The sequence below is a fragment of the Leifsonia sp. T36S-04 genome (assembly GCF_042465655.1).
Classification (GTDB): Bacteria; Actinomycetota; Actinomycetes; order Actinomycetales; family Microbacteriaceae; genus Leifsonia.
The window spans coordinates 2,483,588-2,504,691 of sequence record NZ_CP146286.1 but is presented as its reverse complement, the minus strand read 5'-3'; the positions used below and the strand labels follow the sequence as shown (position 1 = coordinate 2,504,691).

20 protein-coding genes are annotated in these 21,104 nt (G+C 68.2%); 10 read left to right on the top strand and 10 right to left on the bottom strand.

What is annotated here, in order from left to right; genetic code table 11:
• The first annotated feature begins 41 nt into the window (after positions 1-41).
• Positions 42-1,562, top strand: a complete 1,521-nt coding sequence (glpK, locus tag P3F85_RS12165; protein ID WP_374007843.1) for a glycerol kinase GlpK — start codon at positions 42-44, stop codon at positions 1,560-1,562.
• 91 nt (positions 1,563-1,653) lie between these two features.
• On the opposite strand, the gene P3F85_RS12160 is transcribed toward glpK, so the two are convergent.
• From P3F85_RS12160 to sdhC, 9 genes are read right to left on the bottom strand one after another with little or no spacing between them, the layout of a single operon-like run.
• Positions 1,654-2,427: an HAD family hydrolase gene (locus P3F85_RS12160; RefSeq protein ID WP_374007841.1), complete on the bottom strand. Its 774-nt coding sequence runs from the start codon at positions 2,425-2,427 to the stop codon at positions 1,654-1,656.
• Positions 2,424-3,017: a GNAT family N-acetyltransferase gene (locus tag P3F85_RS12155; RefSeq protein WP_374007840.1), complete on the bottom strand. Its 594-nt coding sequence runs from the start codon at positions 3,015-3,017 to the stop codon at positions 2,424-2,426. Before P3F85_RS12155 ends, P3F85_RS12160 begins: the two co-directional genes overlap by 4 nt.
• On the bottom strand, positions 3,017-4,027 hold the full coding sequence (gene trpS, locus P3F85_RS12150; RefSeq protein WP_374007839.1) for a tryptophan--tRNA ligase: 1,011 nt from the start codon (positions 4,025-4,027) through the stop codon (positions 3,017-3,019). Before trpS ends, P3F85_RS12155 begins: the two co-directional genes overlap by 1 nt.
• A gap of 42 nt (positions 4,028-4,069) precedes the next feature.
• Positions 4,070-4,906 (bottom strand): exodeoxyribonuclease III, encoded by an 837-nt coding sequence (locus P3F85_RS12145; protein ID WP_374007838.1) that lies wholly within the window; start codon positions 4,904-4,906, stop codon positions 4,070-4,072.
• Between the two features lie 9 nt (positions 4,907-4,915).
• Complete coding sequence (locus P3F85_RS12140) at positions 4,916-6,169, bottom strand: YihY/virulence factor BrkB family protein (protein WP_374007836.1); 1,254 nt, start codon at positions 6,167-6,169, stop codon at positions 4,916-4,918.
• 43 nt (positions 6,170-6,212) lie between these two features.
• A complete protein-coding gene (locus P3F85_RS12135; RefSeq protein WP_374007834.1) occupies positions 6,213-6,974 on the bottom strand; it encodes a succinate dehydrogenase iron-sulfur subunit in 762 nt (253 codons plus the stop codon).
• The gene (sdhA, locus tag P3F85_RS12130) at positions 6,974-8,776 is read right to left on the bottom strand and encodes a succinate dehydrogenase flavoprotein subunit (protein WP_374007832.1); all 1,803 of its coding nucleotides are present in this window, start codon (positions 8,774-8,776) and stop codon (positions 6,974-6,976) included. The genes P3F85_RS12135 and sdhA overlap by 1 nt, the downstream gene beginning before the upstream one ends.
• 20 nt (positions 8,777-8,796) lie before the next feature.
• Positions 8,797-9,240, bottom strand: a complete 444-nt coding sequence (locus P3F85_RS12125) for a succinate dehydrogenase hydrophobic membrane anchor subunit (protein WP_374007831.1) — start codon at positions 9,238-9,240, stop codon at positions 8,797-8,799.
• A 1-nt stretch (position 9,241) separates the two neighbouring features.
• Complete coding sequence (gene sdhC / locus P3F85_RS12120; protein WP_374010924.1) at positions 9,242-9,580, bottom strand: succinate dehydrogenase, cytochrome b556 subunit; 339 nt, start codon at positions 9,578-9,580, stop codon at positions 9,242-9,244.
• Between the two features lie 243 nt (positions 9,581-9,823).
• On the opposite strand from sdhC, the gene P3F85_RS12115 reads away from it, so the two are divergent.
• Complete coding sequence (locus tag P3F85_RS12115) at positions 9,824-10,045, top strand: hypothetical protein (protein WP_374007829.1); 222 nt, start codon at positions 9,824-9,826, stop codon at positions 10,043-10,045.
• 2 nt (positions 10,046-10,047) lie between these two features.
• Here the strand turns inward: P3F85_RS12115 and P3F85_RS12110 are convergent, their stop codons facing one another.
• Positions 10,048-11,184, bottom strand: coding sequence for a mannose-1-phosphate guanylyltransferase (locus P3F85_RS12110; protein WP_374007827.1), 1,137 nt, complete (start codon positions 11,182-11,184; stop codon positions 10,048-10,050).
• 74 nt (positions 11,185-11,258) lie between these two features.
• Between P3F85_RS12110 and P3F85_RS12105 the strand changes: the two genes are divergently transcribed.
• The 8 genes from P3F85_RS12105 to P3F85_RS12070 all read left to right on the top strand — a co-directional run bounded on the left by P3F85_RS12105 (position 11,259) and on the right by P3F85_RS12070 (position 21,102).
• Entirely contained in the window at positions 11,259-12,428 is a 1,170-nt protein-coding gene (locus tag P3F85_RS12105; RefSeq protein ID WP_374007825.1) for a glycosyltransferase family 4 protein, read from the top strand.
• Between the two features lie 60 nt (positions 12,429-12,488).
• Complete coding sequence (locus P3F85_RS12100; RefSeq protein ID WP_374007823.1) at positions 12,489-13,622, top strand: magnesium and cobalt transport protein CorA; 1,134 nt, start codon at positions 12,489-12,491, stop codon at positions 13,620-13,622.
• 273 nt (positions 13,623-13,895) lie between these two features.
• Positions 13,896-14,978 (top strand): BMP family protein, encoded by a 1,083-nt coding sequence (locus tag P3F85_RS12095; protein WP_374007821.1) that lies wholly within the window; start codon positions 13,896-13,898, stop codon positions 14,976-14,978.
• Between the two features lie 229 nt (positions 14,979-15,207).
• Positions 15,208-16,728 carry an ABC transporter ATP-binding protein gene (locus P3F85_RS12090; protein WP_374007819.1) on the top strand — a complete coding sequence of 507 codons (1,521 nt, stop codon included), beginning with the start codon at positions 15,208-15,210 and terminating at the stop codon, positions 16,726-16,728.
• On the top strand, positions 16,725-18,026 hold the full coding sequence (locus tag P3F85_RS12085; protein ID WP_374007817.1) for an ABC transporter permease: 1,302 nt from the start codon (positions 16,725-16,727) through the stop codon (positions 18,024-18,026). The genes P3F85_RS12090 and P3F85_RS12085 overlap by 4 nt, the downstream gene beginning before the upstream one ends.
• Positions 18,023-19,315 (top strand): ABC transporter permease, encoded by a 1,293-nt coding sequence (locus tag P3F85_RS12080; RefSeq protein WP_374007816.1) that lies wholly within the window; start codon positions 18,023-18,025, stop codon positions 19,313-19,315. Before P3F85_RS12085 ends, P3F85_RS12080 begins: the two co-directional genes overlap by 4 nt.
• Positions 19,312-19,779, top strand: coding sequence for a cytidine deaminase (locus tag P3F85_RS12075; protein ID WP_374007814.1), 468 nt, complete (start codon positions 19,312-19,314; stop codon positions 19,777-19,779). The genes P3F85_RS12080 and P3F85_RS12075 overlap by 4 nt, the downstream gene beginning before the upstream one ends.
• Positions 19,780-19,794: 15 nt before the next feature.
• Positions 19,795-21,102, top strand: a complete 1,308-nt coding sequence (locus P3F85_RS12070) for a thymidine phosphorylase (RefSeq protein WP_374007812.1) — start codon at positions 19,795-19,797, stop codon at positions 21,100-21,102.
• Positions 21,103-21,104 lie beyond the last annotated feature (2 nt).

Here is a 21,104-nt window from a genome sequence, read left to right as displayed (position 1 = left end):
CGGCCCCTTTCCGTTCCACCCCCAAAACAAAGGAGTTACCTATGGCCGACTACGTCGTCGCCATCGATCAGGGCACGACCAGCACTCGGGCGATCATCTTCGACAAGTCCGGGTCGATCGTCTCGACCGGGCAGCTGGAGCACGAGCAGATCTTCCCGAAGGCGGGATGGGTCGAGCACAACCCGGTGGAGATCTGGAACAACACCCGCGAGGTCATCGGACAGGCGCTGTCCAAGGCAGACCTGACCCGTCACGACATCGCGGCCGTGGGCATCACCAACCAGCGCGAGACCGCTGTGGTGTGGGACAAGAACACGGGTGAGCCGGTCTACAACGCGATCGTCTGGCAGGACACCCGCACCCAGCCGATCGTCGACCGCCTGGCGGCCGACGGAGGAGTGGAGCGCTTCAAGCAGATCGTGGGCCTCCCGCTCGCCACGTACTTCTCCGGCACCAAGATCACCTGGATCCTGGAGAACGTCGAGGGGGCACGGGAGCGCGCGGAGGCGGGCGACCTGCTGTTCGGCAACACCGACGCCTGGGTGCTCTGGAACCTCACTGGCGGCCCTGACGGCGGCGTTCACGCGACCGACGTGACCAACGCCTCCCGGACCATGTTCATGGACCTGGAGACGCTGACCTGGCGCGACGACATCCTCGAGGTGTTCGGCGTCCCGAAGTCGATGCTCCCGGAGATCAAGAGCTCCTCCGAGGTCTACGGCAACGTGGAGGCGTCCAGCCTCCTCCGCGAGGTTCCCGTCGCGGGCATCCTCGGCGACCAGCAGGCCGCCACGTTCGGTCAGGCCGCGTTCGATCCGGGCGAGTCCAAGAACACCTACGGCACCGGCAACTTCCTCATCTTCAACACGGGTGAGGAGATCGTCCACTCCAAGAACGGGCTGCTGACCACGCTGGGCTACAAGCTCGGCGACGAAGCGCCGCACTACGCTCTGGAGGGCTCGATCGCCGTCACCGGTTCGCTGGTGCAGTGGCTGCGCGACAACCTGGGCCTCATCTCCAGCGCCCCGGAGATCGAGGAGCTGGCGAAGACCGTCGACGACAACGGCGGCGCGTACTTCGTGCCGGCGTTCTCGGGCCTGTTCGCGCCGTACTGGCGGGCGGACGCACGCGGTGCGCTCGTCGGCCTCACGCGGTACGTCAACAAGGGTCACATCGCACGCGCGGTCTTGGAGGCCACGGCCTTCCAGACCCGCGAGGTGCTGGACGCTGTCAACGCCGACTCCGGTGTGGACCTGCAGGAGCTCAAGGTCGACGGCGGCATGATCGCCAACAACACGCTCATGCAGTTCCAGGCCGACATCCTCGGTGTGCCCGTCGTGCGTCCGGTCGTCGCGGAGACGACCGCGCTCGGTGCGGCCTACGCCGCCGGCCTCGCGGTCGGGTTCTGGTCGGACCTCGACGACCTGCGCAAGAACTGGCAGGAGGACAGCCGCTGGACGCCGAACATGGACGACGCCGAGCGCGATCGTCAGCTGCGGCTCTGGAAGAAGGCCGTCACGAAGACCTTCGACTGGGTCGACGACGACGTCCGCAACGCCTGAACCACCCTCACGAAGCGCCGTCCGGCTCACGCCGGGCGGCGCTTCGCCGTTGCTGCACATCCATGGGTCAAGACACGCCGTGATGCCGGGCTCACAACGGCGTGTTGCGTCCCATCGATCTCGCGAGGAGCGGCGCGAGCTCCGCGAGCGAGTGGATGGTGTGGACGCCGGCGGTGACGGCGTCCAGCTCGTCGTCGGGGGAGGGGACGGCGTCGCGGCGGTTGAGCCAGACGCCGGTCAAGCCGGCGCGCGCGGCGCCGATCGCGTCGGTGCGCAGGCGGTCACCGACGTACACGGCCTGCTCGGGACGGACGTCCAGGGTCTCGCAGGCGAGGCGGAAGATCGCCGCATCCGGCTTGACCGCCCCGACCTCGCCCGAGGCGATGAGGTGGTCGATGCGCGCATCCAGGCCCACCGTCTCGACCTTGCGCCGCTGGAAGGCGAGGTCGCCGTTCGTGATGAGGCCGAAACGCACGCCCGGGAACGCGATTTCGAGCGCGTCGAGGGCGGGCAGCGCATCGTCGTGGAGCGACCACGCGGCGACGTAGTGCTCGAAGTAGTCCGCGAACCAGGCGCTCGCCGCCTCCGGAGTGAGGTCCACTCCGTGCCGTGCCGCGAAATCCCGGGCACGCGCCTGCCGCTGACCCTCGAAGTCGAGGTCGCCTGCGAGATACGAGTGGTAGTGCTCCTCCTCCAGGTCGTGCCAGATCGTCACCACCTCGTCCGCCTCCAGCGCGCCGTAGGGTGCCCCGAGTGCGTCGGCGTAGCTCAGGATGCCGGCCTCGACCGCCGCCCGGTGGGCGAACAGGGTGTCGTCGAGATCGAACAGGATGGCGCGGGGCCCATCGGTGCGCGGAGTGGTCACAGTGCCGCTTGCACGTAGGAAACGTCCGGCCAGTCACCGGACGGTGCCCGGCGGTCGCCGGGGTGCAGGGTGGCTCGCCATTCGTCCAGGCGCTCGCCGCGCTGCTCCGCGCCCTCGGGCGCGACGCCCTCCCAGCGGAATCCGGCACGGCGCGCGACGGCCGCGCTCGCAGCGTTGCCGGCCAGCGCACGCCACACGATGCGTTCGAGCGCCAGGCCGTCGGGCGCCGCGGCGAAGCCGTAGGCGATCACCAGCGCCACCGCCTCCGACATCACGCCCGTCCCGCGAGCCTCCGGCGCCAGCCAGTAGCCGATCTCGCCCTGGCGCTCATGGATGTCGCCGATGCTGACCATGCCGACGAGCGGACCGTTCACGCGCAGCGCCCAGGTGCACACCCGGCCGCTCGCCCAGCCGTCGGGCACGACGCTCTCGACGAAGCCGGCCGCGTGCTCGCGCCGGTACGGCGACGGCACGGTCGTCCACCGTGCGATGGCCGGGTCGGCGCACACCTCCGCGATGCGGTCGATGTCGGCCAGCCCGGGGGCGGACAGAGTGACCCGCTCACCCGCCAGGACGACCGGTTGCGGCATCAGCGCGCCCGCCGGAGGAAGCCCACCTGCTCGTAGGCCTTCTCGAGGGTTCCCTCTGCGACTTCGCTGGCCCGGCCGGCGTTGACCGCCAGGATGCGGTCGAGCTCGGCCGGGTCGGCAAGCAGGTCGAGCGCGCGCTGGCGCACCGGTGCGAACTCCTCCACCACGACCTCCACGAGGCCCTTCTTGAAGTCGCCGTAGCCCTTGCCCTCGTACTCCAGCTCGATCGACTCGATGGAACGGCCGCTCAGCGCGGAGTAGATGGTGAGCAGGTTCGAGATGCCCGGCTTGCCCTCGCGGTCGAACGCGACGACACCGTCCGTGTCGGTGACGGCGCGCATGATCTTCTTGCGCGTGACGTCGGGCTCGTCGAGCATCCAGATGATGCCGGCCGCCGACTCCGCCGACTTGGACATCTTCGACTCCGGATTCTGGAGGTCGTAGATGCGGGCGCTGTCCTTCAGGATCATGGCCTGCGGCACGACGAACGTCGGACCGAACCGGCTGTTGAACCGCTCCGCGAGGTCGCGGGTGAGCTCGACGTGCTGGCGCTGGTCGTCGCCGACGGGCACGACCTCGGCGCCGAAGAGCAGGATGTCGGCCGCCATGAGGATGGGGTACGCGAACAGCCCGACCGACGCGGCGTCGGAGCCTTGCTTCGCCGACTTGTCTTTGAACTGCGTCATGCGCGACGCCTCACCGAAACCGGTGATCGTGTTGAGCACCCAGGCCAGTTGAGCGTGAGCCGGCACGTGCGACTGCACGTAGAGCGTGGAGGCGGAGGGGTCGATACCGGCGGCGATGTACTGAGCGGCGGTGCGGCGGGTCTTCTCGCGCAGCTCGGCCGGGTCCTGTGCCGCGGTGATGGCGTGCAGGTCGACGACCGAGAAGAAGGCGTCGTGGGTGTTCTGCAGTTCTTTCCACTGCAGCAGAGCGCCGATGTAGTTGCCGAGGTGCAGCGAGTCGGCCGAGGGCTGCATGCCCGAGTAGAGGCGGGGAAGTCTGGTCATGGTCAGCTTTCGAAAGTCGGTGAGAGGTGGAGGGAGTCGCCGTCAGAGCGCGTAGTCGACGACCACGGGGGTGTGGTCGGACCATCGCTCGTCGTAGGCGGCCGCTCGGTCCACCGCGACGTCCTTCACGCGTGCCGCGAGGGCGGGGGTGGCCAGCTGGTAGTCGATGCGCCAGCCGGTGTCGTTGTCGAAGGCCTGTCCGCGCCAGCTCCACCAGGTGTACGGGCCGTCGACGTCACCGGCATGACGGCGGACCACGTCGACCCAGCCGAGGCCGGCTCCGGCGTTGTAGTGCTCGTCGCCCTCCGCGCCCAGGATGCGGTCGAAGTAGGCGCGTTCCTCCGGCAGGAACCCGGCACGCTTGACGTTGCCCTTCCAGTTGCGGATGTCGAGCGTCCGGTGCCCGACATTGAGGTCACCCATCACCACCGCCAGCTCGTTGTGCTTCTGCAGTTCGGGCAGGCGGGCCTCCATCGCATCGAGGAAGCGGTACTTCTCGGTCTGCTTCTCGGTACCGGCTTCACCCGAGTGCACGTAGGCGCTGACGACCGTGACGATGCTGCCGTCGACCTCGTAGTCCGCCTCGAGCCAGCGGCCGGCGCTGTCGAAGTCGGACGGCCCGAGCTCCACCCGGTGAATGGACGCGCGGTGCCGGCTGGCGATCGCGACACCGGCTCGGCCCTTGGCCGTCGCAGGGTCGTGCACGATGTCCCATTCGTCGCCGAGGAGCCCCTGGAGATCTTCGCTGGAGGCGCGGACTTCCTGGATCGCGAGGATGTCGACATCGCGCCCGTCGAGCCATGCGCCCATGCCCTTGCGGAAGGCGGCGCGGATGCCGTTGGCGTTGATCGTGGCGATGCGCAGGGGACGAGGCGGCATGCTTCCAGCCTACCGGGGGCGGCCGACAGCGCCCGAGCCGCGCACCTCGTTGCCCTCGTCGAGCAGATCGTTCAGCGCGTTCTCGGCGCGGCCCACTCTGCGCTGCGCCGCGAGCCGGGAGAGGAACCGCGAGCGGGCGAGTTCGTTGCGCGCATCCTGCAGCTCCGCTCGTGCGACGAGCACCCGGGCTTCGTGCTCGGCGGCCGCCTGCTCGACGGCGCGCTGTTCGGGCGTCACCATCCGCGGCGACAGGCCCGAATCGAACATCCCGACCGCGATCCAGGATGCCGAGAGCAGGATCACCCGCGACATCAGGTTGAACCAGACCAGCAGACCGACGAACACTGCAAAGGTCGCCAGCAGGGGGTTCTTGGTCGCGCCGCCGAGGAGCAGACCGCCGAGCACGCTGAGCCCGGCGAGGACGAGGGCGCCGAGCAGCACGCCGAAGAACAGGTTCCGCCACGGGATCGCGACCCGCGCCATGACGCGGAACATCGCACCGAGGGTGAAGATGTTCAGCAGCACGGAGACGAGAAGACCGGAGTAGCGCGTGGCCATCGTGACCCAGAACGAATCCGCGCTGAGTCCGAGCAGCTGGAGGACGAAACTGAGCGCCTGAGTGCTCAGGATGGTGAGCACGCCCGAAATGATGAACACGAGTCCGAACGCGAACGCGAGGAAGAGGTCGCGGATCTTCTGCAGCACGTAGTTGGTGGTGTCGCGGCTGAGCCCGAACACCGCGCGCACGGCCTGCCGCGTGTAGTAGAGCCAGCCGATCGCGGTCCAGAGCAGGGCGATGGCCGCCACGATTCCCGCCCACCCGAACCCGGTGGCCTCCTGCAGTTGCTGGGCGTCGACCACCCCCGGGGTGGTGGACGTCGAGATCAGCCCGGGCACGGTCCGGTTGATCAGCTTCACCAGCGCGTCGAACAGGTCGGGGTTGTTGGAGAGCCAGTAGCTGGCGACCGAGAATCCGAGCCAGAGCGCCGCGAAGATCGCGAACAGCGACTGGTAGCCCATACCCGCAGCTCGCAGGTTGCCGTCGGAGTGCGAGAAGTTGATGTAGACCCGGTACGGACGCAGGCCCTGGACCCATCTCGCCCACCGCGAGACGCGCGCGACCGGCCGCTCCAGCCGCTCCTTGAGCGGCTCAGCCCGCTCGAGGATCCGCTCTTTCAGCGTCTCCTCCGGCTCGACCGTCCCCGCGGCGCGCTGAAGCGCAGGGTCGGGTTGAGCCGGCGCGCGCCGGGTGTTCTTGGCCACGCCGCCAGAATAGCGATCAGGCGGCGCCGTCGAAGCGCAAGGATCAGGCCTTGCCCCGCATGATGGCCTGCTTGACCTCGGCGATCGCCTGCGTCACCTGGATGCCACGCGGGCAGGCGTCGGTGCAGTTGAAGGTCGTGCGGCAGCGCCACACGCCCTCCTTGTCGTTGAGGATGTCGAGGCGCACCTGGGCGTTGTCGTCGCGCGAGTCGAAGATGAAGCGGTGCGCGTTGACGATCGCGGCCGGCCCGAAGTACTGGCCGTCGGTCCAGAACACCGGGCACGACGACGTGCACGCGGCGCACAGGATGCACTTGGTGGTGTCGTCGAAGCGGGCACGGTCGGCGACCGACTGGATGCGCTCCTTGCCCTTCTCGGGCTTGGAGTTCGCGACGAGGAACGGCTGCACCTCGCGGTAGCTCTCGAAGAACGGCTCCATGTCGACGATGAGGTCCTTCTCCAGCGGCAGGCCCTTGATCGCCTCGACGTAGATCGGCTTCGTGATGTCGAGGTCCTTGATCAGCGTCTTGCAGGCGAGCCGGTTGCGGCCGTTGATGCGCATGGCGTCGGAGCCGCAGATGCCGTGGGCGCACGAGCGACGGAACGTGAGCGAGCCGTCCTGCTCCCACTTGATCTTGTGCAGGGCGTCGAGGATGCGGTCGGTCGGGAAGAGCTCGACGTCGAAGTCCTGCCAGCGCGGCTCCGAGTCCACGTCCGGGTCGAACCGGCGGATGATCAGGGTGACGGTGAACGACTGGACCGGCGCCTCGGGCGCAGGCGGGGTCTCGAGCACGGCGTTCGACATCAGTACTTCCTCTCCATCGGCTGGTAGCGGGTGATCACGACCGGCTTCCAGTCGAGCGAAATGTGGTCCGCCGCGTCCGACGAGTGCGGGTCGCCGGTGAGGTAGGCCATGGTGTGCTTCATGTAGTTCTCGTCGTCGCGCTTCGGGAAGTCGTCGCGCATGTGGCCACCGCGGGATTCCTTGCGGTTCCGGGCCGAGTAGACGACGACCTCGGCCAGGTCGAGCAGGAAGCCCAGCTCGACGGCCTCCAGCAGGTCGGTGTTGTAGCGGCGGCCCTTGTCCTGCACCTGGACGTTGCGGTAGCGCTCGCGCAGGCCGTGGATGGTCTCGGTCACCTTGGCGAGGGACTCGTCGGTCCGGAACACCTGTGCGTTGCGGTCCATCTCGTCCTGCAGCTCCTTGCGGATCGCGGCGATCCGCTCGGTGCCGGTGGAGGTGCGCAGATCGCCGATCATGTCGCGCACGGCGGCGGCCGGGTCCTCCGGCAGCGGCACGAACTCGGCCGTCTTCACGTACTCGACCGCGTTGTTGCCTGCGCGCTTGCCGAAGACGTTGATGTCGAGCAGCGAGTTGGTGCCGAGGCGGTTGGAGCCGTGCACGGAGACGCAGGCGCACTCGCCCGCGGCGTAGAGGCCCGGGACGACGGTGGTGTTGTCGCGCAGCACCTCCGCCTTGACGTTGGTCGGGATGCCGCCCATCGCGTAGTGCGCGGTCGGCATGACCGGCACCGGCTCGACGACGGGGTCGACGCCCAGGTAGGTGCGGGCGAACTCCGTGATGTCGGGCAGCTTGGTCTCGAGCACTTCGGCGCCGAGGTGCGTGCAGTCCAGCAGCACATAGTCCTTGTGCGGGCCGGCGCCGCGTCCCTCCGCGACCTCCTGGACCATGCAGCGGGCGACGATGTCGCGCGGCGCGAGGTCCTTGATCGTGGGGGCGTAGCGCTCCATGAACCGCTCGCCGGAGGCGTTGCGGAGGATGGCGCCCTCGCCTCGGGCGCCCTCGGTGAGGAGGATGCCCAGTCCGGCCAGGCCGGTCGGGTGGAACTGGAAGAACTCCATGTCCTCCAGCGGCAGGCCCTTGCGCCAGATGATGCCGACGCCGTCGCCGGTCAGCGTGTGCGCGTTGGAGGTGGTCTTGAAGATCTTGCCGAAGCCGCCGGTGGCGAAGATGATCGCCTTCGAGTGGAAGACGTGCAGCTCGCCGGTAGAGAGCTCGTAGGCGACGACGCCCGCAGGCTGCGGCACGCCGTCCACGTCGCTCATGATGACGTCGAGCACGTAGAACTCGTTGAAGAAGTTGATGCCGAGCTTGACGCAGTTCTGGAACAGCGTCTGCAGGATCATGTGGCCGGTGCGGTCGGCGGCATAGCAGGCGCGACGGACCGGCGCCTTGCCGTGGTCGCGCGTGTGCCCGCCGAAGCGGCGCTGGTCGATCTTGCCCTCGGGGGTGCGGTTGAACGGCAGGCCCATGTTCTCGAGGTCGATGACCGCGTCGATGGCCTCCTTCGCCAGGATCTCCGCGGCGTCCTGGTCGACGAGGTAGTCGCCGCCCTTGACGGTGTCGAAGGTGTGCCACTCCCAGCTGTCTTCCTCGACGTTGGCGAGCGCGGCGGCCATGCCGCCCTGCGCCGCCCCCGTGTGGGAACGGGTCGGGTAGAGCTTCGAGATGACGGCCGTGCGGGCGTGGGGCCCTGCCTCGATCGCCGCGCGCATCCCGGCACCGCCGGCGCCGACGATGACGATGTCGAACTCGTGGTAGTGGACGCCGTCGATGACGGTGGATTCAGTAGCTTCTGTTGTCACAGGTCTTCCGTTGTCGGGGATCAGCGGGCCGGGCAGAAGGACGGCAGGTCGCTCGCGGCGGCTCCGGCGGGGCACGGGTCGAACGTGAAGATCACCAGCGTGCCGAGCACGATCAGCACCACGACCGCGGCGAGCACCGCCCACTTCAGGATGCGGTTGACCGTGCGGTTGTACGCGTAGTCGTTGATCAGCGTGCGCATGCCGTTGCCGCCGTGGATGAGCGCGAGCCACAGCATCAGGAGGTCCCAGACCTGCCAGAACGGGGTGGCGTACTTGCCGGCGACGAAGGCGAAGTCGATCTGCTTGACGCCGTCGCCGAGCACCAGGTTGATGAGCAGGTGGCCGAAGATGAGGATCACCAGCACGAGGCCGGAGGCCCGCATGTAGATCCAGCCCCACTTCTCCCAGTTCTTGCCGCGGCTGGAGCGGGCGGCGGGGCTGCGCGGCGCCTCGATGGTCGTCACGTCAGTTCACCTCCGAGAAGATGTGGATGAGCTGCGTCGGCACGAAACCGGCCATCAGGATCACCCAGAGTGCGAGGACGATCCAGAACATGACCTTCTGGTACTTGACGCCTTTGCTCCAGAAGTCGATGAGGATGATCCGGATGCCGTTGAAGGCGTGGAAGATGATCGCTGCGACGAGCGCCATCTCGCCGAATCCCATGATCGGGTTCTTGTAGGTGCCGATCACCGCGTTGTAGGCCTCGGGGCTCACGCGGATGAGCGACGTGTCCAGGATGTGGACGAGAAGGAAGAAGAAGATGGCGACTCCGGTGATGCGGTGGAGCACCCACGACCACATCCCCTCGCGTCCTCGGTACAGAGTGCCGCCGGGCCGGGTCTTGGCCGGCTGCAGCGTCCCTGCCGCTTGGTCTGACACGGACAACCCTCCCTGGTTGCTGATCGCTTCAACGGATGCGCTGAGCGCAGCGTCAGTCTATGCCGCGAGCGGGGGTCATGCCTCTTAGGCCTGCCTTGGTTATCTCGACGTCGAGATAACTGCCCGCCCTCGACGCGGAACGGGCCCCGGCGTACCGTCCAGCCCATGACCCAGGACGAACCCATCATGCACGGGAGCACCGACGCGAGCGACGAGTCGAAGATCGCGGGGATCGTCGAGCAGGTGCGCGTGGACATGCAGCTGCCCCGCTCCGAGACCACGGAGATGATGCTCCGCGAGCGGTTCGACGCATCCGGCCTGCAGGTCTCCGAGGACGACCTGGCGCTGTGGGCCGCCGACATCGACGACGGCCCGGCGGCCGGCTGAGGTCAGAGCACGTCGGTGGACCCGGTGATCTTGAGCGCGTCCACCACCGCCTTCACCCGCTGAGCGTTCTCGCTCGTGGTGACGAGGAGGGCGTCGGGGGTGTCGACGACGACGATGTCCTTGACGCCGATCAGGCTGATCACCCGGTTGCTCTGGCTGACCACGATGCCGCTCGACGAATCCGACAGCACGCGGGCGTTCTTGCCCAGGATGGCGAGGTCCGACTTCCGGCCGCCCGAGTTGAGCTTCGCCAGCGACGCGAAGTCGCCCACATCGTCCCAGTCGAAGTAGCCGGGGATCACGGCGAGGTGGCCGGCTGCTGCCGCGGGCTCGGCGACGGTGTAGTCGATCGCGATCTTCTCGAGTCCCGGCCAGATCCGGTCGACCGCGGGTCCGCGGGTCGCCGGGTCGTCCCAGGCCGCGGCCAGTTCGAGCAGGCCCTCCAGCAGCTCGGGGCGGTTGCGGCCGATCTCTTCGAGCAGGCGGTCCGCGCGCGAGATGAACATGCTCGCGTTCCAGAGGTACGAGCCGTCCTCGACGTACCGTTCTGCGGTCTCGAGGTCCGGCTTCTCCTTGAACCCGCCGACGGCCAGCGCGCTCGGTGCACCGGCGATCTCCAGCCGGTCGCCGAAGTGGATGTAGCCGAAGCCGACCGCAGGCTCGGTCGGCCGGATGCCGATCGTGGTGATGTATCCGGCTTCCGCCGCTGCCGCCGCCTCGCGCACCGCCGACTGGAACAGCGGCAGGTTGTGGATGACGTGGTCCGCAGCGAAGGAGCCGATGATCACGCCCGGCTCGCGGCGTTCAAGGATCGCCGCGGCGAGCCCGATGGCGGCGGTCGAATCGCGCGGCTCCGACTCCAGGACCACATTGGGGTCGGCGAGCGACGGGATCTGCTCCTCGACGGCGGCGCGGTGAGCGCGCCCGGTGACGACCATGATGCGCTGCTCGCCGGAGAGGGGGATGAGCCGGTCCCAGGTGTCGCGGAGGAGTGTCTGGCCGGATCCCGTCAGGTCGTGCAGGAACTTGGGCGCGTCGGCGCGCGAGAGCGGCCAGAGCCGCGACCCGATGCCACCCGCCGGGATGACGCAGTAGAAGCGTTCGATGGGTGGGCCCTGGGTGATCCTGCGACGCGTCATGCCGAAAGGATACCGAGCGCTGCCGGACACCGGCCGTTCACGGTTGCGACACCGGCCGCTTCTAGCGTGAGGACATGCGAGTCGCGGTGGTCAGCGAGAGCTTCCTCCCCACGGTCAACGGGGTGACGACGAGCGTGCTGCGCGTGCTCGACCATCTCGCGGCCCAGGGTCACGAGGCGATCGTGATCTGCCCGGATGCGGGAGCGCCGGCGGAGTACGCGGGGTTCCGCATCCACCAGGTGCCGTCGGTCGCGTACCGGCAGTTCCCGGTCGGGCTGCCGAGCCCGCAGGTACAGCGCATGCTGGCGGGATTCGGTCCCGACGTGGTGCACGCAGCCTCTCCCTTCTTCCTGGGCGCGCAGGCGATCGCCTCCGCGAACCGTCTCGGGGTGCCCTCTGTCGCGATCTACCAGACCGACGTCGCGGGTTACGCCCGCCGGAACGGGCTGGGGGTCACCTCGGCCATCGCCTGGAAGTACGTCCGCTGGGTGCACGAGGGCGCGGACCTGACCCTCGCCCCATCCGCGGCCAGCGAGTACGACCTGCGGACCGCCGGCGTTTCGCGCATCGGGCGCTGGGGACGCGGCGTCGATCTGGAGCGCTACCACCCCAACAACCGGCGGACGGCGGCCGCGGCGGCCCTCCGCGAGCGCCTCTCGCCCGACGGCGAGACCGTCGTCGGCTACGTGGGCCGGATCGCGCCGGAGAAGCAGGTGGAGCGGCTCCGCTCCCTGCGCGGGATCTCCGGGCTGACGGTCGCGATCGTCGGGGACGGGCCGTCCCGGGATGCTGTCGCTCGCGAGCTGCGTGGCCTCAACGTGCACTGGCTCGGCCGTCTGGGCGGAGACGACCTCGCGACGGCCTACGCGGCCTTCGACCTGTTCGCGCACACCGGCTCGGAGGAGACCTTCGGTCAGACGGTCCAGGAGGCGCACGCCTCGGGGCTTCCGGTCGTCGCGCCCCGCGCCGGCGGCCCGATCGACCTCGTGGAGCACGGCGTCGACGGGCTGCTGTTCCGGCCGTCCGACGATCGGGCCCTGCGCGCCGCGGTGTCGATGCTCGTGGGGGACGGCGCGCTCCGCCGCCGGATGGGGGAGGCCGGGCGACGAGCCGTGCTCGGCCGCAGCTGGGACGTCGTCTGCCGTGAGCTGACCGGCCACTACGAGCGCGTCATCCTGAACGTCATCGCAGACGCCGCGGCGGATGGCGTCCAGCGTTCGGAGGGAACGCGAGCGTACAGTTAGGTGGCCCGAGCGGGCCCCGCTGTTCGACGAACTCCGTCCTCTGCACCCTGGAGGTGACCGATGGCCAACCTGAACCGACGCGGCATTCCCATGCCCTTCGTGACGCGCACCCGCCGGGTCGAGCCTCCGAGTCCCTCCACTGTGCAGCCGGCCACCGAGCAGACGCCCGGCCGGCGGAGCATGGTGGACAGTGCGATCTACGCCAACGGCGTTCGAGTCGCGTCGCCCACCTCGCTCGCAGAGACGTATGCCGCGCTCGACCGGACGCCCGGCGGCGTGGCCTGGATCGGCCTGTACCGGCCGACCGAGCAGGAACTGATGTCGCTGTCGGAGGAGTTCAACCTCCACCCGCTCGCGATCGAGGACGCGATCGTGGCTCATCAGCGCCCGAAGCTGGAGCGTTACGACACCGTCCTCTTCGTCGTGCTGAAGGCGGCCAACTACCTGGACGTGCCGGAGGAGGTCGACTTCGGCGAGCTGCACCTCTTCGTCGGACCGAACTTCGTCATCACGGTCCGGCACAGCGAGTCGCCCGACCTCTCGCACGTGCGGCAGCGGATGGAGGGGGAGCCCGAGCTGCTCGCCCTCGGCCCGCAGGCCATCCTGTACGCCATCATCGACGCGGTGGTGGATGCGTACAGCCCGGTCGTCGCCGGACTCGCGAACGACATCGACGAGATCGAGACGCAGGTGTTCGGCGGGGATGCGCTGGTCTCCCGGCGCATCTACGAGCTGTCGCGCGAGGTGATCGACTTCCAGCGCGCGACGCATCCTCTCTCCGCCGTGATGCTCGCGCTGGAGCGGGGGTCCGTGAAGTACGGGGTGACCCAGGAGCTGGAGCGCCGCCTGCGCGACGTCGCCGACCACCTCACGCAAGTGAACGAGCGGGTGGATGCGTTCCGCTATCTGCTCCGCGACATCCTGACCGTGAACTCCACGCTGGTGTCCGAGCGGCAGAACGAGGAGATGACGCGGCTGGCCCATTCCAGCCACCGGCAGGGCGAAGAGGTCAAGAAGATCTCGTCGTGGGCGGCCATCCTGTTCGCGCCGACCCTCATCGCGAGCATCTACGGGATGAACTTCACGCACATGCCCGAACTCGCCTGGCCGCTGGGGTACCCGCTGGCCGTCCTCGCGATGGTCGGGCTGAGCGGGCTGCTCTACTCCATCTTCAAGCGCCGCGGCTGGCTCTGACCCCTCACTTGCGTCGGAGATTCGGCGGCACGCGCGCCGAATCTCCTGCATCACTGCCTAACGTCGGAGATTCGGGGCACGTTCTCCTTCGATAGCCACCCACCCCGAACGGGTGACAGCGTGCTCGGATGAGCGCGTGCCATTCGCGTGAGCGTTTGTAACGCTTGCATGAAGAAGCCGGATTTTCGAACGGAGCAGTTCGTCACATTCGGTAACGTGAAACGCAGACAGCCTGCGATTACCCGCGCGGCTACGCATCTTGGAGGAACAACCTTGTCAATCACAGCCCGTAAGGCCGGTCTGCTCGGCCTGGCGGCGGTCGGCGTCATGTCGCTGCTCGCCGCGTGCTCGGCTGCCCCGTCGGACAGCTCGTCCGCCGGCGCCGCCAAGACCGACTTCACCCCCTGCATGGTCTCCGACTCCGGTGGATTCGACGACCACTCGTTCAACCAGCTCGGCTACGAGGGCCTGCAGCAGGCCGCGAAGTCGCTGAACGTCAAGTACAAGTCGGCGGAGTCGAAGAGCGAGAACGACTTCGCTCCGAACATCGACAGCATGGTCAACGCCAACTGCAACCTGGTCGTGACGGTCGGCTTCCTTCTCAAGGACGCGACGGAGAAGGCCGCGAAGGCGAACCCCGACATCAACTTCGCGATCATCGACGACAACGAGATCCAGGCGAAGAACGTCAAGCCGATCATCTTCGACACCGCCCAGGCGGCGTTCCTGGCCGGCTACTCGGCCGCCAGCTACTCGAAGACCGGCATCGTCGGCACCTTCGGCGGCATGCAGATCCCGACGGTCACCATCTTCATGGACGGCTTCGCCGATGGCGTGAAGTACTTCAACGACCAGAAGGGCAAGTCCGTCAAGGTCGTCGGCTGGGATGTCGACAAGCAGAACGGCTCCTTCACCGGTGGCTTCGACGCCAACGAGACCGCGAAGAACACGGCTCAGGGCATCATCGACCAGAACGCCGACGTCATCATGCCCGTCGGTGGCCCGATCTACCAGTCGGCCGCTCAGGCGATCAAGGACTCGGCCAAGCCGATCGCGATGATCGGTGTCGACGCCGACGTCTTCGAGTCCGACCCGAGCGTGAAGGACCTGCTCCTCACCTCGGTCATGAAGGGCATGAAGCCGGCGACCAACGACGTCGTCACCCAGGCCGCCAACGGCAAGTTCGACAGCACCCCGTACGTCGGAACGCTGAAGAACGACGGCGTCGGCATCGCACCGTTCCACGACTTCGAGTCGAAGGTGGACGCGGGCCTGCAGGGCGAGCTCGACAAGATCAAGGCCGGCATCATCGACGGCTCGATCAAGGTCACCTCGCCGTCGTCGCCGAAGCAGTAATCAGCGACGAGGATCTGTGAACGGGGAGGTCAGCCACGGCTGGCCTCCCCGTTCCGTTGCTCCCTTGTCGTCGTTGCTGCCTTGTCGCCGTCGCTCATCTGAGCGCACACTGACATATGCGCAGCAAGTAGTGTGAATCAGGCGCAATGAGGCCACCCGCCCTTTCGCGTGCCCCCTCTAATCAGGCTCTGTGCTCCCCACGGGCGAGCAGAGAAGGAACCCCACCCGAATGAAGCTCGAACTCCGCGGCATCACCAAACGGTTCGGTGCCCTGGTCGCGAACGACCACATCGATCTGACGGTCGAACCCGGCGAGATCCACTGTCTGCTCGGCGAGAACGGCGCAGGCAAGTCCACTCTGATGAACGTGCTCTACGGCTTCTACCAGGCCGACGAGGGCGAGATCTTGCTCGACGACGCCGTCCAGCACTTCGCCGGCCCGGGCGACGCCATGAAGGCCGGGATCGGGATGGTGCACCAGCACTTCATGCTCATCCCGGTGTTCACCGTCGCCGAGAACGTGATGCTCGGCCACGAGCAGACCACGTTCGGCGGCCGTCTCGACCTCAACGCCGCGCGCGCCAAGGTGCGCGAGATCTCGGCCCGGTTCGGTTTCGACGTCGACCCGGACGCGCTGGTCGAAGACCTGCCGGTCGGAGTTCAGCAGCGGGTCGAGATCATCAAGGCGCTGTCGCAGAATGCGCGCGTCCTGGTGTTCGACGAGCCGACCGCGGTCCTGACCCCGCAGGAGACCGACGAGCTGATGGGCATCATGCGCCAGCTCAAGGAGCAGGGCACGGCGATCATCTTCATCACCCACAAGCTGCGCGAGGTGCGTGAGGTCGCCGACCGCATCACGGTCATCCGGCTCGGCAAGGTGATCGGCGAGGCCGAGCCCACCGCGACCAACGTCGAGCTCGCGTCGATGATGGTCGGCCGTGCGGTCTCCCTCACCGTCTCCAAGGAGGCGGCGACCCCGGGAGCGCCTGCTCTCGTCGTGAAGGATCTGTCGGTCATCGACCCCATCGGGCAGCTCGTGGTCAACAACGTGAGCTTCGAGGTGCGCGCCGGCGAGATCCTGGCGATCGCGGGTGTTCAGGGCAACGGCCAGACCGAGCTGACCGAGGCGATCATCGGCCTGCAGCCTCGGGTCCAGGGTGAGATCCTGCTCGACGGTGCGCCGATCCAGGGCCACAGCGTCCGGAAGGTGCTCGACGCCGGTGTCGGGTTCGTGCCGGAAGACCGCAACGAGGACGGCCTGGTCGGCGAGTTCAGCATCCAGGAGAACCTGATGCTCGACCGCTCGACGGGGGAGCCGTTCGTCAAGGGCGGCAACATCCAGTTCTCGTACCTCAAGGACTTCGCCACGGAGAAGGTGCGCGAGTTCGACGTGCGCACCCAGTCGATCGACACGAAGGTCGGCCGGCTCTCCGGCGGCAACGCGCAGAAGGTGGTCCTCGCCCGCGAGCTGAGCCGCGCGCTCCGGTTGTTCGTGGCGGCGCAGCCGACCCGAGGGCTGGATGTCGGATCGATCGAGTTCGTCCACAAGCGCATCGTCGAGACGCGCGACTCGGGCGTGCCGGTGATCGTCGTCTCCACGGAACTCGACGAGGTCGCGGCGCTGGCCGACCGCATCGCGGTGATGTACCGCGGCGGGATCGTAGGAATCGTGCCGGGGAACACGTCTCGCGACGTCCTCGGCCTCATGATGGCCGGCGAATCGCCGGAGCAGGCAGGAGCAGCAGCATGACGGCGACCCCAACGCCCGGCCAGCCCGTGGCGCCGGCCCAGACCGCGGGGCCGGGTACGCCGGCCCCCGCTCCGGGACACGACGGGGAGCCTTCGCGCTGGAACCAGGCGGTCCGCGAGATCATGAGCGGACCGGTGGTCATCTCGATCCTCGCCGTCGTGCTCGCGCTGATCGTCGGAGCCATCCTGATCGCCCTCACCGACCCGCAGGTCCAGCACGCAGCGGGCTACTTCTTCGCCCGGCCCGGCGACACGTTCTCGGCCATCTGGACGTCGGTGTCGAACGCCTACGTCTCGATGTTCCAGGGCGCGATCTACAACTTCCGTCGTCCCACCTTCGCCGCGGGCATCCGCCCGCTCACCGACACGCTGTCGTTCGCGACGCCGCTCATCGTCAGCGGTCTCGGCGTGGCCCTGGCCTTCCGGGTCGGGCTGTTCAACATCGGCGGCCAGGGACAGATCCTCATCGCGGCTGCCGCAGCGGCCTGGGTCGGGTTCTCCTTCGACCTCCCGCCGGTCGTCCACCTGGTGCTCGCCATCGTCGCGGGCATCGTCGGCGGTGCGATCTGGGCCGGGATCGTCGGCCTGCTGAAGGCGCGGACCGGCGCGCACGAGGTGATCGTGACGATCATGCTCAACTACATCGCCTTCTACCTCATCTCGTACATGCTGCGCACGAAGGGCCTGCTCCAGGCGCCCGGGTCGAACAACCCCAAGGCGCCCGCGGTGCACCCGAACGCCGTGTTCCCGCCGCTGTTCGGTGAGCAGTACAACCTCACCTGGGCGTTCGTTATCGTCATCGCCGCGACGATCTTCGTGTGGTGGCTGATCGACCGGTCGAGCCTCGGCTTCCGCTTCCGGGCGGTCGGAGAGAACCCGAACGCCGCCCGCGTCGCGGGCATCAACGTCAAGAACATCTACGTCTACGCGATGCTCATCGCCGGTGGCTTGATCGGCATCGCCGGCGCGAGCCAGGCGCTTGGCGTCTTCCCGCAGGGCATCAGCTCGGGCGTGGATGCGGGCATCGGATTCGACGCGATCACCGTCGCCCTGCTCGGCCGCTCCCGGCCGGGCGGCGTCTTCATCGCGGGTCTGCTGTTCGGAGCGCTGAAGGCCGGCGGCTACACGATCCAGGCGGCCAACGACATCCCGATCGACATCGTCTTGATCCTGCAGTCCCTCATCGTGCTGTTCGTCGCTGCGCCGCCGCTGGTGCGGGCGATCTTCCGCCTTCCCGCGCCGGGGAGCGCTCCCCGGAGACCCGGCCCCATCGTCACGAAGGAGGTGGAGGCCAAGTGACCACGACCGCCCCCGTCGTTCCCGACTCCTCGCCGATCGTTCTCGAGAAGGCGGAGATCCGCTCCTGGAAGGCCCCGATCGCGTTCGGCGTCTTCGTCCTGATCAGCCTCATCCTGTTCTTCGGGTTCGCCCGCCACGAGCAGAGCAGCTTCCGGTTCTCCGAGAACTCGGACGCGCTGAAGCTTCCCGGACTGACCGTCGACACGTTCCTGACGACGACCGTCGTGACGATCCTGCTGCTGGCGCTGACACTGTGGAGCGCCTACCTCTCGTACCGCGCACGGAAGACGCCCATCTGGATGGTCATCGTCTTCTCGCTGCTGTTCATGTTCGCGTTCCTGGCCTGGGCCGATTCGGGGAGCCCCTATCCGGTGCCCGTGACCGGTCTGCTGCTCGGCACGGTCTCGCTCGCGGTCCCTCTCGTGTTCGGCGCCCTCGGCGGTGTCGTCTCCGAGCGGGGCGGCGTCGTCAACGTCGCCATTGAGGGCCAGCTGCTCGCCGGCGCCTTCGTCTCCGCGATGACGGCCACTCTCACCGGAAGCTGGGTCGTCGGACTCATCGCCGCGATGATCGCAGGCGTGCTTGTCTCGTTCCTCCTCGCGGCCTTCGCGATCAAGTACCTGGTCGACCAGGTGATCGTCGGCGTCGTGCTGAACGTGCTCGTCATCGGCCTGACCAGCTTCCTGTACTCGAAGGTGCTCGCGGGCAACCCCCAGCTGCTCAACCACCCGCCGCGCCTGCCCAGCTGGCCGATCCCGGTGCTGAGCGATATCCCCGTCATCGGCAAGGTGCTGTTCGACCAGTCGATCATCGAGTACCTCATGTACATCGCTGTCTTCCTGGTGTGGTTCGGCCTCTTCAAGACGCGCTGGGGCCTCCGCCTCCGTTCCGTCGGCGAGCACCCCGAGGCCGCGGACACGGTCGGCATCAACGTCAACAGCACGCGCTTCTGGAACGTCTCGCTCGCGGGCGCGATCGCCGGACTCGGCGGTGCCTACTTCACTCTGGGATCGGTCGGCGCGTTCTCGAAGGAGATGACCGCAGGTCAGGGCTTCATCGCCCTCGCGGCCGTGATCTTCGGACGTTGGGACCCGATCCGCGCGACTCTCGCAGCGCTGCTGTTCGGCTTCGCGTCGAACCTGCAGAACGTGCTGAGCATCATCGGTTCCCCCGTCCCCAGCGAGTTCATGCTGATGCTGCCGTACGTCGTGACGATCTTCGCGGTCGCCGGCCTGGTCGGCATCTCGCGGGCGCCGGCCGCCGACGGAAAGCCGTACATCAAGTCATGATCGCCGTGAACCCGACCCCCGCATCCATCGACCCGGAGTCGATCGACCCGGAGTCGATCGACTGGGCCGCGCTGCGCACAGCGGCCACCGAGGCGATGAAGCGCGCATATGCGCCCTACTCGAAGTTCCCGGTGGGGGCTGCCGCACTCGTCGACGACGGCCGCATCGTCAGCGGCTGCAACGTCGAGAACGCCAGCTACGGCGTGACGCTGTGCGCCGAATGCGGCCTCGTCTCGGCGCTCGCCATGTCGGGCGGCGGCCACCTGGTCGCCTTCACCTGCGTCGACGGCGATGGCGCGACGCTGATGCCCTGCGGCCGCTGCCGCCAGCTGCTGTACGAACACTCGGCCGAGGGGATGCTGCTGGAGACGGTCTCCGGCATCCGCACCATCGACCAGGTGCTGCCCGATGCATTCGGGCCGCGCCAGCTCGCCGCCTACGCGGCCGAGCACGAGAACGACTGAAGAGGAACACCCTTCGTGACCGATCGAGCAGGAGAGGTCGAGGCGTTCGACGCCGTCGACCTGATCAGGACCAAACGCGACCGCGGCGAGCTGAGCACCGCCGAAATCGGCTGGCTGGTGGACGCGTACACGCGCGGCTACGTCGGTGACGAGCAGATGTCCGCCATGACCATGGCGATCTTCCTCAACGGGATGACCCGCCGCGAGATCAAGGACCTCACGCTCGCGATGATCGCGTCGGGGGAGCGGATGGACTTCTCCGGCCTCGGCAAGCCCACCGCCGACAAGCACTCCACCGGCGGCGTGGGCGACAAGATCACCCTCCCGCTGATGCCGCTGGTCGCGACCTTCGGCGTGGCGGTGCCGCAGCTGTCGGGCCGTGGACTGGGTCACACCGGCGGCACGCTCGACAAGCTGGAGAGCATCCCGGGCTGGCGCGCCAACCTCAGCAACGAGGAGATGTTCGCGCAGCTGCAGAACGAGGGCGGCGTGATCTGCGCGGCGGGATCGGGGCTCGCCCCCGCCGACGGCAAGCTGTACGCCCTGCGCGACATCACCGGCACGGTGGAGGCCATCCCGCTCATCGCATCCTCGATCATGTCCAAGAAGATCGCCGAGGGCACCAGCGCGCTCGTCCTCGACGTGAAGTTCGGCTCCGGCGCGTTCCTCAAGGACATCGAGCGTTCGCGCGAGCTCGCCCGCACCATGGTGGAGCTGGGCCGGGATGCGGGCGTCGCCACCTCGGCGCTCCTCACCGACATGAACGTCCCGCTCGGGCTCGCCATCGGCAACGCCAACGAGGTCCGGGAGTCGGTGGAGGTGCTCGCCGGCGGCGGCCCGGCCGACATCGTCGAGCTGACGGTCGCGCTGGCGCGCGAGATGCTCACCCTCGCCGGGCGTCCGGACGAGGACGTGGAGGCCGCGCTGAAGGACGGCCGCGCCATGGACAAGTGGCGCGAGGTCATCCGCGCACAGGGCGGCGACCCGGATGCGGCCCTCCCCGTCGCGAAGGAGACGCACACCGTCGTCGCCAACGAGGGCGGGATCCTCGTCGAGCAGCAGGCCCTGCCGTTCGGCATCGCCGCGTGGCGCCTGGGTGCGGGACGTGCGCGCAAGCAGGATCCGGTGCAGCACGCCGCGGGCATCGATCTGCACGTGAAGCCGGGAGACACGGTCAGCGCGGGGCAACCGCTGTTCACGCTGTCCGCCGACGAGCCGGCGCGCTTCGAGCGCGCCCTCGAGGCCCTGGAGGGCTCCTACCGCATCGCGCCGGCCGGGACGCCGTTCGAGCGCGGCCCGCTGATCGCCGACCGCATCGCCTAGGG